A 14867-nucleotide genomic window follows, 5' to 3' on the forward strand; every position below is an offset into this window, starting at 1 on the left:
ACAGAACATCTTGAACCAAAATATTCCATTAGCTGAAAAATTAAGGCCTAAAACGCTGGACGACGTTCTGGGGCAGGAGCATCTTACGGGTGAAAAAGGAACAATCAGGAAGATGATGGAGAATAATGCTCTTAACTCATTGATTTTCTGGGGACCTCCCGGAACCGGAAAAACTACCCTCGCGGAGATTATTTCTGAAAAATCAGGAAGGAAATTCTATAAGCTTTCCGCTGTATCTTCGGGTGTGAAGGATGTCCGTGACGTTATTGAAGATGCTAAAAAACAAAATCTTTTTTCGGGAAAGTCTCCGATTTTATTTATTGATGAAATTCACCGTTTTAATAAATCCCAGCAGGATTCATTGCTTCACGCGGTGGAAAAAGGGTGGATTGTCCTGATTGGTGCGACTACGGAAAATCCCAGCTTTGAAGTGGTTTCCGCGCTGCTTTCCAGAAGTCAGGTTTATATTCTGAAAGCTTTGAGCTATGAAAAACTGGAGGAGTTGATTGATATTTCTTCCGCAAGATATAATCTCGATGAGAAAACCGATTTTAAAATTGCAGAAAAAGAAGCATTTATCCAATATTCAGGCGGTGATGCCCGGAAGCTAATCAATTCTGTGGAGCTGGTTTTGAATCAATATAAAAATTCTTCTAAAAAGGAAATCAAAAATGAAGATGTGCTTGACGTTTTGCAGGAAACAATGGCGCTTTACGACAAAAACGGCGAACAGCATTACGATATTATTTCTGCGTTTATAAAATCCATGAGAGGAGGTGACCCGAACGGTGCTGTCTATTGGCTTGCCCGGATGATTGCAGGGGGAGAAGATATCAAATTCATTGCGAGAAGAATGCTTATCTTGGCTGCGGAAGATATAGGTCTTGCAAATCCGAATGCGCTGGTGATTGCTAATAACTGTTTTCAGGCGGTTAACGTGATCGGAAATCCGGAAGCAAGGATTATCCTCAGTGAAACGGCCGTATATCTTGCGGTTTCCCCAAAAAGTAATTCTGCTTACATGGCGATAAATGAAGCGCTTGCTTTGGTGAAGCAAACCGGAAATCTGCCGGTTCCTCTGCATTTGAGAAATGCTCCCACAAAGCTTATGAAAGATCTTGATTATGGAAAAGAATACAAGTATGCTCATTCTTACCAGGGGAATTTTGTGGAACAGGATTTTCTGCCGGAGGAAATAAAAAATGTAAAATTATACGAGCCCGGAAATAATGCTACAGAAAAGAAAATCTACGAAGAACTGAAGAAAAAATGGAATAATAAATACTAAAATTGTTTAAATATAAAGTTTAAACAAGTGTACTGAAAAAGGATACTCTAACGAGTATCCTTCCATTTAAATATGATCTAAGAAATTATTTATTTCGTTGTAATAAACAAAGTTTTTTTACCGTCTTTGTCTTTCGCTTCCATCTTTGTAAGGATGTCACCAAATACCAGCGTTTTTGTGTTGGTAAACTCATATCCGTCAATATAAACAGGAGTTTCTTCCGGAATCATGTACTGAATGTTCAGGTCAGAAAGTGGAAGTCTGTCGATATTATCCTGCCCGGTTTTAAATTTATATTCTACCAATCCGTTTTCTGCGATAGAGCTGTATTTTTTGAGATTCTGCGGAAGGCTTGCAGCTGTTTTATAAACCTGTGAGCCTTTGACTGCATCTTTATGCATAGTAAACATATCTACCGTTCCGACAATATCATTGGCAACTGCAAATTTGGTTGCAGGGTTCTTCTGAGCAAATAATGTAGCCGAAGACAAGAGTAAAAAAGAGTAGAGTAATTTTTTCATAATGTTTAGGAATAATTAAAAACTTGATAAATATAGTTATTTTTCAGAAAATTTGAATAAAAATTTCCAATAATTTAATGAATGCTTTATAAATATAATGATTTATTGTGATTTTGTATTCTCAGCTTCAGGGTTTTCTTCTTTTTTCTCAACCAGATTCCGGATGATGTTTTTTAACCTTTGGAATAGGAATGAACTTAATAATAATATGATTCCCAGTATGATAAAAGCAATTATCCTTGATACATTATCCATTTCCCAAACATCATAAGTATATAGTTTAAGGATCATAACTGCAATTAATACAAACCCGATTTTATTATATTCGGCATTATCGCTTTTTAAGCCTTTATAGATGAAAATACTGGCAAGAATTGCCCAAATGATAGGTAGATAAAGGATTCTGAAATGCTTTCCAAGTTTAGCAATTTCTCTGATAGTATCTACATTCAGTAAAAGATAGATATGATATAATTCACTGCTGACCGCCGTAATCAGCGCAGCTGACACCAGCCAGTAAGAAAATTTAATTTTAAAGAAATCAGATGACGGTAAAATGTTAAGTATGATGTAAATAAACGGAATCCAGTATAAAATATGCAGTCCGTAAAAATTTAGATCGATCTTTTTCAATAAGTAGTTTGAAATAATTCCGGATCCGGAAACCACAGTATTAATGGTAATAATGAATAAAAATAAGTAAATAAGCCCTGTTTCAAGAATTTTATTCAGATCTAGTTTTTTCCTCAACAGTAAAATGAAGAATAAATAATACAAACTAAAAAGCATTGCAACGCTGAAAATCACAATCCACGGCCGTTCCGAAATATGATAAAGGATTTCCAGTAAAATGGCAAGATAAATCACTCCATAACTTACCACTGCAAAAATATTTTCGAAAAAGCTGGCGTTCTTTCTATCCGTATCAGGAAGTTTTCTGAGCAATATCAAATTGATAAAAGTAGTAATTACCGTTACAAGCCCTGTAAGGAAAACAGGATTAAAAACTACTGCAAAATCTTTTTTGTTAAAATATTCTGACCAGGTGATCATCTGCGCAATAATAACCAGCGGAAATAGCACATAAAAACAAATCCTGAAAATATTGAGCTTCGTTTTTTTCCAGATAAACAGCAATAAGGTTGCTTCAATGGCCCAGACACTTGTAATTAAATGAGTTTTGAACTGTAAAGCAACGGCAACAGTCAGTAAGCTGACAGAAATTCCGGCAAAAACAGAATAGTTCACTCCAATATTTTTCGCTGAAAATTCTTTGTACAATAAAAATAAATTAACCAAAGCAAAGCTTACAGGAAACACTATTACAGGCTCGTACTGCAGTTCGTTAAAAATAAAGACCAAACCGGTAACACATCCGAAATTGATTAAAACGAGCATCAAAATATCCGGAGCGGCAAGATTTTCCTTCCTGAAATAGCCCTGCAACGCGAATGCATAAAACACAATATAGGTAATAATAAAAAAATAAACACTTTTGATATCTGGTTTTTCCATTATCCAGAAAAAAAGATAAGCACTTGTGAAGATAAAGGCAACCCAGCCCACACTTTTCCACTTTTTCAGGAAAACTACCGTAAGCATTCCTATGTTTAAAACGGTTAAATAAGTGAATAAGAAAGGGTAGTTGCTTTGTCCGGTACTGATCATCAGCGGGGCCAGAAACCCTCCGATGAGTGAAAAAACAATAAGGATTTCACTTTTATAATAATAAGAAAGTGCAATGGACAAAAGGGTAATAAGGCATGTTAATGAAAATGCAATATTCTGAGAAAAAAGATGATATTCCCGAAAGGCGATCGTTATTGTGAAGTATAAGACAGCAATTCCGCCGCCGGTGATGATAGATGAAAAAACAGTGTAGTTTTTCCTTAAGAAATGTCCTGTCAGCATGATTACAGCACCGGTAAGCAGGCCAATTCCCACTCTTGCCGTTTCGCCGATCCAGTCTCTGTCTATTGCATATTTTACAAAATAACCTATTCCTAAGACAAGTGTAAAAATCCCGATAATAGTAAGTGCATTTTGCTTTAAAAATTCAAAAACAGGAGTAAAGTAATCTTTTGCGGGCTCAGAAGATATTTCCTGATGCACTTTTATAGCTTCAGGTTCAATGATTTTAGTTTCTTCCTTTACAGTAAATGCTGGTTGAGGAATGGTTTCATCCTTTATTACTTTGGTTTCTTTTAAAGAAGTGCTCTTCAGATCAGAAATTTCCTGCTCCAGGTTTCTGATTCTATTGTTCAGGTTGTTAAAAAGAACAATAACAAGAACGATTACTATTATAAGAAGATAAATCATTGTATGTTTTTAGTAATTCAAATATAGTTAAATGTTCCTTATCCCATACAACAATTAATCCATCGTAGAAAATACGATGGATTAACTAGTAGTATGATTAAATTGATAGTATTAATTCGATATTTTATAAATATAAAAAGACCCTGTACTGGAACCCAGAACACCCAATTCAAGAACTGAAGCGCCTGTAAGACCGAATGAAATTTTATCACCAGCCTGAAGGTTGTAAAGGGAATTTATACTTGATTCAGAAATAGTTAAGCTCAATAATCCAAGATTTGCGCCGCTAAAATTACGGGTATCGATAAGGGTTGCCACTCCGGCTCTCGTTCTCAGGATTCCCAATCCGGGTGAGCCCGTTAATAAAGCCGCCTGTAATCCCGTTCCATATCTGAAATTGAATCCTATGGCATATACTCCGTTGGATGGTACCGTATAGCTGTTATCCGTATCAGAGAATAGTGATGCTGTACCTACTGTTCTTTCTGCAGCTAAAAAATTAATGGGTCTGTATCCTCCCGGTAATAGACCAAGGTTAATTAAGCTCACACCGCTGGCTTTTCTGGCTGAATACACAGATGTACTAACACCACTGTTGATGGTATTAATGGCAAGATCAGCAATAAGCTGCGGATTTACCTGGGCAATCTGGAAATCACCGCCTGTATTTAAATTTACAGCCAGAATCTGATATCCCGGAAGTGCCGGAGCAACAGGTGTCTGGCGAATTTTTACTGTTCCGTTTACGTCAAGAGTGGCTTGCGGGTTAGGTGTGTTAATCCCAACCGAACCGGTTTGTGCAAAAAAGGGGAGAGCTAACAAAGCTAAAAGCACGCTACAAATCTTAGTTTTCATGTTTAAAAAATTTAATTAGTTAATGGTATTCTCAGTTAGTTTCTTGTAAAGTTATATCAAATATTGTGCAAATAAAAATATTAACTTTAAATATTTTTTAACATTAAATTAAAACATTTGTATTTTTTTATCATAAAAAGTGATAATGAATTAATAAAATTCTCATAAAGGCATTATACAACCTTAAGTGAAAAATGATTAAGTAGATTTTGGTTAAAAATTTTATGTGAAAAAAATTACTATGTAAAGAATAATAAAAAATTTATAGCTATAAAGCTTAAATACCCTTGTTTAAAGATTAAAATAAAAATACTGTATCAAAATGCAGAATAATTTATGATCAAATAATAATTAGAATTATTGTTTTTTTATTATAAAATTACATAAAAATATTAAAATTTTTAAGTTTAAGAAACTAAAAAGCAATGTTTTAGCTTTGTAGTAGATACTCATTATAATTTCCAAGAAAATCAACCTTTGCATCAATGGCCTTTAATTCTTCAAGGGCATTTTGATGTAAAACAGGTTCCCATTTTCCAACTACATTAATGAAGAAGAAGTACTTGCCAAGGCCGGTTTTCAATGTTCTGGATTCTATTTTGCTGAGGTTCATCTTTCGCCATGCAAAGACGGACAAAACCTGATGCAAGCCTCCCGGATGATCCTCCGGAAGAGTAATTATTAACCCGGATTTTTCGCCCAGTAAATCTAATGTATCATGACTGTAAGCTTTTCCTTGCTTTGATATTATAATAAAACGGGTATGGTTCTGTTCAAAATCCTGAATATTTCTGTGGATGATTTTTAAGCCATACAAACGAGCCGCAAATTGATTGGCTACAGCAGCCAGATTCCGGTCTTGGTGTTCAGAAACGTATTTTGCAGCGGCGGCGGTAGAAGAAAAATCCTGTTTTTGAACATCTTTGAAATGGCTATCAAGAAAATGAAAGCTCTGTGCTAAAGCCTGAGGATGAGAGTAAATTTTCTCAATATGATCAGGATTGCAGTCAGGGTGCACCATCAGGTGATGGGCAATAGGCATTACTGCTTCTGCTTCTATTTTTATTTCCGGGGTTTTATATAAATAATCCAGTGTCATAGAAACGGTTCCCTCAATAGAATTTTCCAGCGGGACAACGGCTTTTTCCACTTCTCCGTTTTCTACAGCGTTAAAGCAGTCCAGAATATTAGCCTGAGGCAATAGTTCATCATCCGGGAAAAGCTGTGTAGCGGCAAGCTGTGTAAAACTTGCATGAGGTCCCAAAAATGCAATCTTCATTATGTTTCTGTATTTGTTGAATTTTAAAAGTAGTGAAAAAGTTTAAGGTTTTGGATTGAAAGTTTAATGTTTTGGATTAAGGTTTATGGTTTAATATCTCTTTATTCCAGTTTTCTTCAATGAGCTTTAGGAGATTTTCCGGGCACTTTACAACCTTTTTTGTTTGGGCATCAAGAAAGAATAGCGTGGTGGATGCTTCAGTGATCTTGGTATTTTCTTCATTGAAAATTTCATATTCAAATTCTATCCTTACTCCCGGAATTTTCTTTACATAGGTGTGAATTTCTAATTTTTCGTCATAGAAAGCCGGTTTTAAATACTTAATTTTATACTCCGAAACAGGAAGCCAAATTCCTTGATTCTCAATCTCATTATAAGACATTCCGATGCTTCGAAAAAGTTCTACTCTTCCAATTTCAAAATATTCTGCATAATTACCGTAGTAAACATATTTCATAGGATCGGTTTCTCCGTAACGTACTCGTAATGAGTGTGTTGTATGTATCATGATTTATCTCACTTTATACATACAAATATATTTTTAAATAATCAATAGGTGCAAAATTTTTTTTAAAAATAAAAAATTTAGACCTTTGTCTTCCTTCTAAAAAAGATACTAACTAAGAATTAATCGGGGCATAAATTATGGATGAAAATTTAATGTTGACATGGCAGAAGTGCCTTCAGTTCATGCGCGATAATCTGAACGCTGCTGAGGACAATTCTGATCTGAAAAAACTTGAGAAATCTTTCGACTTACTGTTTGATAAGGTACAGCCAATTTCTTTGGTTGATAATAACCTTACGCTGATGGTTCCGAGCGATTTTTACAAGGAATACATCGAGGATAATTACCTGTCCTTACTTTCTGCTGCCCTGAAGAAAAATATAGGAAAAGGTGTGAAATTATGGTACTCCGTAATGGAAAACAAGCCGTCCGGCTTAGAAAAACCGGTTACCATGAACATGAAAGGGAAAACGGTTCCTACTCCCAAAGTGCAGGAAACGATGCCGCAAGGTTTTTCATCTAATATTGTAAATCCTTTTGTGGTTCCGGGAATCAAAAAAGTAAATATAGATTCTAATCTGAAATCAGATTTTTCATTTGATAATTATGTAGAAGGAGAAAGCAATAAATTTGCTGCAACAGTGGCAAGATCGATTGCAAAAAGACCGGGGGCTACGGCATTCAACCCATTATTTTTATATGGAGGATATGGAGTGGGAAAAACCCACCTGGGACAGGCGGTTGGTCTTGAAGTTAAAAGCCAGTTTCCCGATAAAGTAGTTCTTTATTTGTCTTCTGAAAAGTTTATCCAGCAATTTATTTCAGCGGCAAAAGCTCATAAACAGACAGAATTTGCGAACTTCTATCAAATGGTAGATGTGCTGATTATTGATGATATTCAATTCCTTTCGGGGAAATCTGCAACGCAGGACAGCTTCTTCCATATTTTTGATTATCTGCACCAAAACGGAAAACAGATTATCCTTACATCAGATAAAGCTCCGGCAGATATTATGGACATTCAGGACAGGATCGTATCCCGCTTCAAATGGGGACTTTCTGCAGAGATCAAATCTCCGGATCTGGAAACCCGTAAGAAAATTATCGTTGATAAACTAAGCAGAGACGGTATTGTTTTGACGGAAGACATGCTGGATTTCCTGGCGTCTGAAGCAAAAACAAATGTAAGAGAGCTTATCGGTGTTATTAATTCTGTAATTGCCTATTCTACAATTTATAAGTCAGATTTAAGTCTTGAATTGTTGAAAGAAACAATCAACAAAATAGCGGCAAACCAGAAAAAAATTATCAATATTCCTTATATTCAGGAAGTTGTGTGTGATTATTTTGGTATCAAAAGAGAACAGCTTTTATCGAAAACAAGAAAAAGAGAAATAGCTCTTCCAAGACAGCTGGCCATGTATTTTGCTAAAGAATTTACCAATTCCACCTTCACGAAAATTGGTGAGGAAATGGGTGGTAAAGACCATTCAACAGTAATGTATGCCTGCGAAACAATTAAAGATGTTTCCAAGATCGATAAGGAAGTGAAAAAGTATGTTAAGGAATTAACAGAAAGAATCAAACAATAAGAAATAATTTAATTTAAATACAAAAAAATGGAGAATAAATTTTATTCTTCATTTTTTATTTAGTTTTGTTGGTTGAAATTTTATTTGGAATTTCTTTATTTAGTTAAAATTTTAAATTAAAAGTAATGAAAATATTAATGGTTTGTCTGGGGAATATATGCAGAAGCCCTCTGGCGGAAGGCATCATGAAAACAAAGCTCCCTGCTGATTTTTTTGTAGATTCGGTAGGGACGATATCTCAGCACGAAGGTAAAAATCCCGATAAAAGAGCCATTAAAACAGCCGCAAGTCACGGAATTGATATTTCTAAGCAGGTGTCAAGACCCATTAAAAGTTCAGATCTTGAGTCTTTCGACAAAATTTACTGTATGGACATTGATATTTATGAAGATGTAGTTTCAATAGCAAAAAATGAACAGCAACGCCAGAAAGTAAAGCTATTCCTAGAAGTAGCAGGGAACCACGAAAATGCTGAAGTTCCTGATCCATATTGGGGAGATATGAATGGCTTTGAAGATGTTTTTCAGATTCTTGACGAAGGCTGCAATACCATTGCACAACAATTAATAGATGAGAGAAAGATGAATTTATCATCGCCCGAAACTTTATAACTCATAATTTTTAAATCATTCAAAATGCTTTTTTTACTTCCAGCTTATCTTTCTGAAAATACTTCTATCACGCACTTTTCGCCGGTGATAAAAGATTATATCATGAAAACAGACTATTTTTTCGTGGAAAATGAAAAAACTGCCCGAAAGGTTGTAAAGTTTTTTGCTCCGGAAAAAAAGCAATCGGATCTGAAACTATTTCTTTTAGATAAATACACGGAAAATGCTGATATTAAAGAGGCTCAGGAGCTAATGAATAAAGGGCAGGATTTCGGATTGCTTTCCGAAGCGGGGCTTCCCTGTATTGCTGATCCCGGTAATCTTATCGTAAAATGGTGTCACGAAAAAAATATTCGGGTAGTGCCAGTTTCAGGGCCTTCGTCTATTATTTTAGCTCTTATTTCCAGCGGTTTCAACGGTCAGGAATTTACTTTTAACGGCTATCTCCCGATTGATAAAGGAGAAAAGAAAAGGCATATCCTGAATCTGGAAAGTTTGGTTCAGAAAACCGGTTATTCACAGATTTTTATGGAAACTCCGTATAGGAATAATCAGCTTTTTGAAGATTTATGTAAATTTTTGTCGCCATCTACAAAACTCTGTATCGCTGCCAGCATCAATGATCCGGAACATGAATTTATCAAAACAAAAACGATGAAAGACTGGCAGAAACAAAAGCCTGAACTGCATAAAATTCCGGCGGTTTTTGTTTTGGGGAAATAATCATAATGTTGATTTTATAGCTTTATTATTTGTTAGTGTTTTTAGGTATTCAAACTGTCAAAAATTAAAATTATTTTATATTTTTAGTGGATGAAAAAGAGTCTATTAGCAATTGTATTTTCTCCGTTTTTGATGTATGCACAGGAAGTTCCGAAACTTACGGACGAAATGGCTGTTAAATTATCTGAAAAACCGCTTCACTGCATCAATCAGGAATATCCGAACAAGACAGCTCACATCATCAATAATTCTAATGAAGTTCCATTAACTCCAAAAGATCTGCATCCCAGCTTTTATGGCTGTTTCGACTGGCATAGCTCTGTTCATGGACATTGGATGCTGGTACGATTATTAAAAACTAAACCGAATCTTTCTATTGCAAAAGACATTGAAAATATTCTTGATAATTCATTTAAAAAAGAAAATCTTCAAATTGAAGCAGATTATTTCACAAAATATCAACTCACAGGAACATTCGAAAGAACCTATGGCTGGGCCTGGCTGTTGAAGCTTGATGAAGAATTAACAACATGGAATCATCCAAAAGCAAAAATATGGCATCAGAATCTGAAGCCTTTAACGGATAAAATCCTGACATCGTGGAAGACCTATCTGCCCAAACAAACCTATCCGAACAGAACCGGAGTTCACCCTAATACGGCTTTTGCAATGGCTTTTGCGATCGATTGGGCAAGGGCAAATAAAGACAAAGAATTTGAAATTCAGCTGACGGAGAAAGCAAAATATTTTTATTTAAAAGATGAAAAAACACCTGCTTATCTTGAGCCGGATGGTTCGGACTTCTTTTCCCCGAGCCTGGAAATTGCAGATTTAATGAGGAGGGTCCTTCCACAGAAAGAATTTGTACAATGGTTAAATAAATTCTATGAAAAACGAAGTTTGGAGAATATTGAAAAGATTCCCGTGGTAAGTGATCTTAGTGATTATCAAACGGTTCACCTGGTGGGTTTATCTTTTACAAAGGCATGGTGTATGAAAGGAATTGCAAAGTCTCTTCCTGATGGTCATCCGTTGAAAAAAGATTTCCGTAAAACAGCAACTGTATTCCTGAATAACGGGCTTCCGCTATTGTTTCAGGGGAATTATGGAGGGGATCACTGGCTCGCAAGTTTCGCGGTATATGCGTTGGAAGATTAAATTGGCTGAGAGAGCCGTATGAAGGGTAAAACTTCCATCCTCCATCTTCCATCTTCAACAAATACTAATACCTGATTCCCAGTTTTTTAAGAATAAAACTTAACAGCCAGATCGGGCCAATTAAAAGGAATTGAAGATCTTTTAAGAAAGACGGTTTTTTACCTTCAATCTTATGTCCTACAAATTGTAAAATCCATGTTATTACAAATATAGCAAGGTAAAGAATCCATGATTTTTTCCCGAAGGTTACATTTGCCAGTGAAACGAAATGTTCCATTAAAAGCATTATGAAAATCATTATTATGGCTATTCTCCAAGACAACCGGAAATAAAATAAGGTAACCAAAGCTAAAGCTATAAAGCTGGCAATGCTCAGAAATCCGAAATATTTAAGGTAAATATTCGGGGTTGGAATATGGGAAATGAACCCCAGAATGGTCCAGAAAATCAGAGGCACACATATCCAGTGAATCAATTTATTTGTTGAGTTTCTGTGGCTTTCACCGTATTCTGCAAGAAGTAAATCAATTTTTCTCATATCTAAAATTTGGTTAATACTAAAATAATAAATTTTTGTAATCGCTGGAGAGATTGCTTACATTTGTGCTATGTCTGTCCTAGAAAAATTCGGTGTTGAGATTTTTACCCAGCATAATATTTTCGAGAGAATTGCTGTGGATAAGCCTTTTCGTCCTGAGAATCCGGCATTTATATTTATTAAAACCGGTTCTATAAAGCTGCGTCAGCATTTTAATGATCTTGAACTTTCTGCTAATATGTTCATGGTGACTGATCCGCAGACGGTTTATGAAATGATTTCCGTGAGTGATGATTTTCAGTCCAGAATGGTCTCCTACAAAAGGGAATTCATTTCAGCTTTGTCTTTGAGGTTCAATAGATTAATAGGCTACAGATATTTCAGACAGCAGATGAATCGGGGTGTTCCTTTTAATCCTGAGGAAATGGAAGTGGTTTGGAAGAGTGTTAATTTTCTTAAGTATATTTTAGACACAGAAACCGAAATTTTATATAAAAAAGAGGTGGTGGAGCATCTTTTTTCTGTTTTTTGTTACCAGATGGCAGGGATTATTTCCAAAGAAGATACGAACTCAATGGGCCAGATGTCCAGGCAGGAAGAAATTGTTTTCGTTTTCCTGAATGATCTCGCGGCCAACCACAACACTGAAAGAACGGTAGAATTCTATGCCGAACGCCAGTCAATTACAACCAGACATCTTTCATCTGTAGTGAAAAGCATTACAGGAAAGTCGGCCAGCCAAATCATTGCATTAGTGGTAATGAATGAAGCTAAAGTACTTTTAAACTCCACCAGTAAGCCGGTTTCAGAGATTTCTACGATGCTGGGTTTCAGTGATCAGTATTCATTTTCTCATTTTTTTAAAAAGCATTTGGAAGTAAGTCCTTCACAATACCGGAATCAGTTTATAAGCTGAAATCTTACATTTGAACATCTTTTTCCAATTCTTAAACATTTGTTTGAACTTATGGGCGCCATAACTTTGCATCTGTAAAACAAGGTACAATGGTAAAGAACATAAAAACAGCACTATCACTTGTGGTAGCAATCTTTCCTGCGCTGTTTTTTTCACAGGAAATAAAACAGATGACAGCGAATGAGGCTGCCGAGCTTGCGGTACAAAATCACCAGCAGTTAAAAGTTTCGGCACAAAATATTGATATTGCAAAACAGAAAACAAATACTGTAAAGCTTCAGAAATTGCCTTCAATCACGGCTTCTATGAGTCAATTTTATTTGGGAGATGCAGTAGCTGTCGACAAAGATTTTTCAAATTCCACTCATATTTCCATGCCTCACTATGGAAGCTCTTATGGAATTCAGGCTACCCAGCTGATTTTTAATGGAGGATTGGTTAATAAATCCATTGAGCTGGCCGGGCTTCGGGAACAGCTTTCCAAACTGGATCTTGAAAAGAATAAGCAGGATGTGAAATTTTTAGTAATCTCCAATTATCTTGATATTTATAAAGTTCTAAATCAGCAGGAAGTTTTTAAAAACAACAAAAAACTTGCTCAGGAGCGCCTTAAAAACATTCAAAAATTTTATGAACAGGGGATGGTTACCCGTAATGAGGTAATTCGTGGCGAGCTCGCAATTAAAAACCTTGATCAGGGAATTTTAACTTTGATAAACAACCGCAAAATTCTCAATTATAATTTGAATATTGCTTTAGGTTTATCTTCTGATACTGAGATTATTCCGGTGGAGAGTTTAGACAATAAAGAATCCGGGATCGGGATGGATTATTATCTGAATCTTGCTCATGAAAGCAATCCGCTACTGAAATCAGCAAAAACAAATATTGATGCAGCAGATAAAAATATAGAAATTATAAAAACCGACAAAATGCCTACGCTGGCGGGGTTTGGAGGATATACCCTGCAAAGGCCGATAACCAACAGAAATCCTGTAGTGGATATGTATGCAGGTGGCTGGCAAACGGGGATTTCGCTAAGCTATAATATTGATAATCTGTATAAAACCAAAGAAAGAGTAAAGCTTGGAGAATTACAAAAAATTCAGGCAGGCGATGCAATGATTCTTACCCAACAGAATATTGATATGGCGGTAAATGCAGCTTATGTGAAATATCAGGAATCTATCCAGCAGGCAGAAATTCTGAATGATGCTAAAAAACTGGCAGAAGAAAACTATAAGATCACCGAAGCTAAATATCTGAACCAGTTAGCAGTACAAGCAGAAATGATTGACGCGCAAAACCAGAAGCTGCAATCTGAGCTGGATTATGCCAATGCGGAAATCAATGTCCTGTATCAATATTATAATCTTCTAAAATCTACAGGAACTCTATAATTTTTAAAACTAAAACAATGGAAAATAAGGAACAAAATACTAAAAATACATCAGCGGCAGCCGGCCAGTCAAGTGTTGTCGAAAAGAAAAAGCAAAACAGAAAAAATAAAATCAGAGCAATTATTTCCAATATCGTTGTATTTCTGGCTATAGGATTTGGTCTGTACTGGCTGGTAAGCGAGTACTTTCATGTAGGAGATAAAACATATACTGAAGCCGCTCAGGTGGAGGAATTTATTAACCCTATTAATACAAGAGTTTCAGCTTATATTAAAGAAATAAAATTCATTGAGCATCAAAAAGTAAAAAAAGGCGATACGATGGTAATTTTGGATGATCGTGAAATTTTAACACAGCTCGGTCAGGCTGAAGCGGCCTATCAGAATGCTTTGGCTCAAAAAAACGCTACAAGTTCCTCTGTAAATACAGTTTCTAATAACGTAAGTGTGATGGAAGCCAATATTGCCGGAGCAAAGGCAAGACTTTGGAACGCCGAACAGAATTTAAGCAGATACAAAAACCTTTTAGCATCTGAAGCGGTTACCCGACAGCAGTATGACCAGGTAAAAACGGAATATGATGCGCAAAAAGCAGCCTATGAAGCACTGGCCAATCAAAAGCAGTCTGCAAATCTTTCTACAACGGAAGTAAAAAGCAAGTTAGGAATAAATGATGCCGAAATCAAAAGAACAAAAGCAGCCCTGGAAATGGCAAAAATCAATCTTTCTTATACTGTTATTACAGCACCTTATGATGGAGTGATGGGAAGAAGAACAATCTCGGAGGGGCAATTGATTCAACCCGGACAGCAGGTTGCAACGATCGTTTTGAACGGGCAAAAATGGGTTACGGCTAATTTCCTGGAAAGCCAGATGCCAAACATCAAAATAGGGGAGAAAATGGCCATGACAGCCGATGCGTTGGGCGGACAGAAATTTGAAGGGGTGGTAACTGCAATTTCCGCGGCAACCGGCTCAAAATATTCCAATGTTCCAACAGATAATTCTACGGGAAATTTTATTAAAGTTCAGCAAAGAATTCCTGTAAGAATCGAGTTTACGGGCTCCAATAAAAAAGAAAATATTGATAAGCTGAGCGCTGGGATGAATATGAATATTCAGATTAGCAAATAGTTTTTGGCCGGAAGCCGGATGCAGGA

Annotated in this window: 14 protein-coding genes; 8 read left to right on the top strand and 6 right to left on the bottom strand. The window is 36.0% G+C overall.

Features of this window, described 5'->3' with window-relative positions; genetic code table 11:
- Positions 1-10 precede the first annotated feature (10 nt).
- Entirely contained in the window at positions 11-1288 is a 1278-nt protein-coding gene (locus tag H560_RS0101615) for a replication-associated recombination protein A (RefSeq protein WP_027378423.1), read from the top strand.
- An 89-nt stretch (positions 1289-1377) separates the two neighbouring features.
- Here H560_RS0101615 and H560_RS0101620 read toward each other — a convergent pair whose 3' ends face one another.
- The 5 genes from H560_RS0101620 to H560_RS0101640 form a co-directional block, all read right to left on the bottom strand.
- The gene (locus H560_RS0101620) at positions 1378-1809 is read right to left on the bottom strand and encodes a hypothetical protein (RefSeq protein ID WP_027378424.1); all 432 of its coding nucleotides are present in this window, start codon (positions 1807-1809) and stop codon (positions 1378-1380) included.
- Between the two features lie 102 nt (positions 1810-1911).
- Positions 1912-4128 carry a DUF2339 domain-containing protein gene (locus H560_RS0101625; protein WP_027378425.1) on the bottom strand — a complete coding sequence of 739 codons (2217 nt, stop codon included), beginning with the start codon at positions 4126-4128 and terminating at the stop codon, positions 1912-1914.
- A gap of 111 nt (positions 4129-4239) precedes the next feature.
- Positions 4240-4983 carry a hypothetical protein gene (locus H560_RS0101630; RefSeq protein WP_027378426.1) on the bottom strand — a complete coding sequence of 248 codons (744 nt, stop codon included), beginning with the start codon at positions 4981-4983 and terminating at the stop codon, positions 4240-4242.
- Between the two features lie 430 nt (positions 4984-5413).
- Positions 5414-6262 (bottom strand): prephenate dehydratase, encoded by an 849-nt coding sequence (pheA, locus tag H560_RS0101635; protein WP_027378427.1) that lies wholly within the window; start codon positions 6260-6262, stop codon positions 5414-5416.
- Between the two features lie 76 nt (positions 6263-6338).
- A complete protein-coding gene (locus H560_RS0101640) occupies positions 6339-6770 on the bottom strand; it encodes an acyl-CoA thioesterase (protein WP_027378428.1) in 432 nt (143 codons plus the stop codon).
- 137 nt (positions 6771-6907) lie between these two features.
- On the opposite strand from H560_RS0101640, the gene dnaA reads away from it, so the two are divergent.
- The 4 genes from dnaA to H560_RS0101660 all read left to right on the top strand — a co-directional run bounded on the left by dnaA (position 6908) and on the right by H560_RS0101660 (position 10854).
- Positions 6908-8362, top strand: a complete 1455-nt coding sequence (gene dnaA, locus H560_RS0101645; RefSeq protein WP_027378429.1) for a chromosomal replication initiator protein DnaA — start codon at positions 6908-6910, stop codon at positions 8360-8362.
- 125 nt (positions 8363-8487) lie between these two features.
- Positions 8488-8973, top strand: a complete 486-nt coding sequence (locus tag H560_RS0101650) for a low molecular weight protein-tyrosine-phosphatase (protein ID WP_027378430.1) — start codon at positions 8488-8490, stop codon at positions 8971-8973.
- Between the two features lie 24 nt (positions 8974-8997).
- Positions 8998-9696, top strand: a complete 699-nt coding sequence (locus H560_RS0101655; RefSeq protein ID WP_027378431.1) for an SAM-dependent methyltransferase — start codon at positions 8998-9000, stop codon at positions 9694-9696.
- A gap of 90 nt (positions 9697-9786) precedes the next feature.
- Positions 9787-10854 (top strand): DUF2891 domain-containing protein, encoded by a 1068-nt coding sequence (locus tag H560_RS0101660; RefSeq protein ID WP_027378432.1) that lies wholly within the window; start codon positions 9787-9789, stop codon positions 10852-10854.
- 64 nt (positions 10855-10918) lie between these two features.
- Here the strand turns inward: H560_RS0101660 and H560_RS0101665 are convergent, their stop codons facing one another.
- A complete protein-coding gene (locus H560_RS0101665) occupies positions 10919-11392 on the bottom strand; it encodes an Mpo1 family 2-hydroxy fatty acid dioxygenase (RefSeq protein ID WP_027378433.1) in 474 nt (157 codons plus the stop codon).
- A 70-nt stretch (positions 11393-11462) separates the two neighbouring features.
- On the opposite strand from H560_RS0101665, the gene H560_RS0101670 reads away from it, so the two are divergent.
- The 3 genes from H560_RS0101670 to H560_RS0101680 all read left to right on the top strand — a co-directional run bounded on the left by H560_RS0101670 (position 11463) and on the right by H560_RS0101680 (position 14841).
- The gene (locus tag H560_RS0101670; RefSeq protein WP_027378434.1) at positions 11463-12308 is read left to right on the top strand and encodes a helix-turn-helix domain-containing protein; all 846 of its coding nucleotides are present in this window, start codon (positions 11463-11465) and stop codon (positions 12306-12308) included.
- Positions 12309-12397: 89 nt separating this feature from the next.
- Complete coding sequence (locus H560_RS0101675) at positions 12398-13708, top strand: TolC family protein (RefSeq protein WP_027378435.1); 1311 nt, start codon at positions 12398-12400, stop codon at positions 13706-13708.
- 17 nt (positions 13709-13725) lie between these two features.
- Positions 13726-14841, top strand: coding sequence for an HlyD family secretion protein (locus H560_RS0101680; RefSeq protein WP_027378436.1), 1116 nt, complete (start codon positions 13726-13728; stop codon positions 14839-14841).
- The last annotated feature ends 26 nt before the right edge of the window (positions 14842-14867 follow it).

The organism is Chryseobacterium daeguense DSM 19388, from assembly GCF_000430825.1.
Lineage (GTDB): Bacteria > Bacteroidota > Bacteroidia > Flavobacteriales > Weeksellaceae > Chryseobacterium > Chryseobacterium daeguense.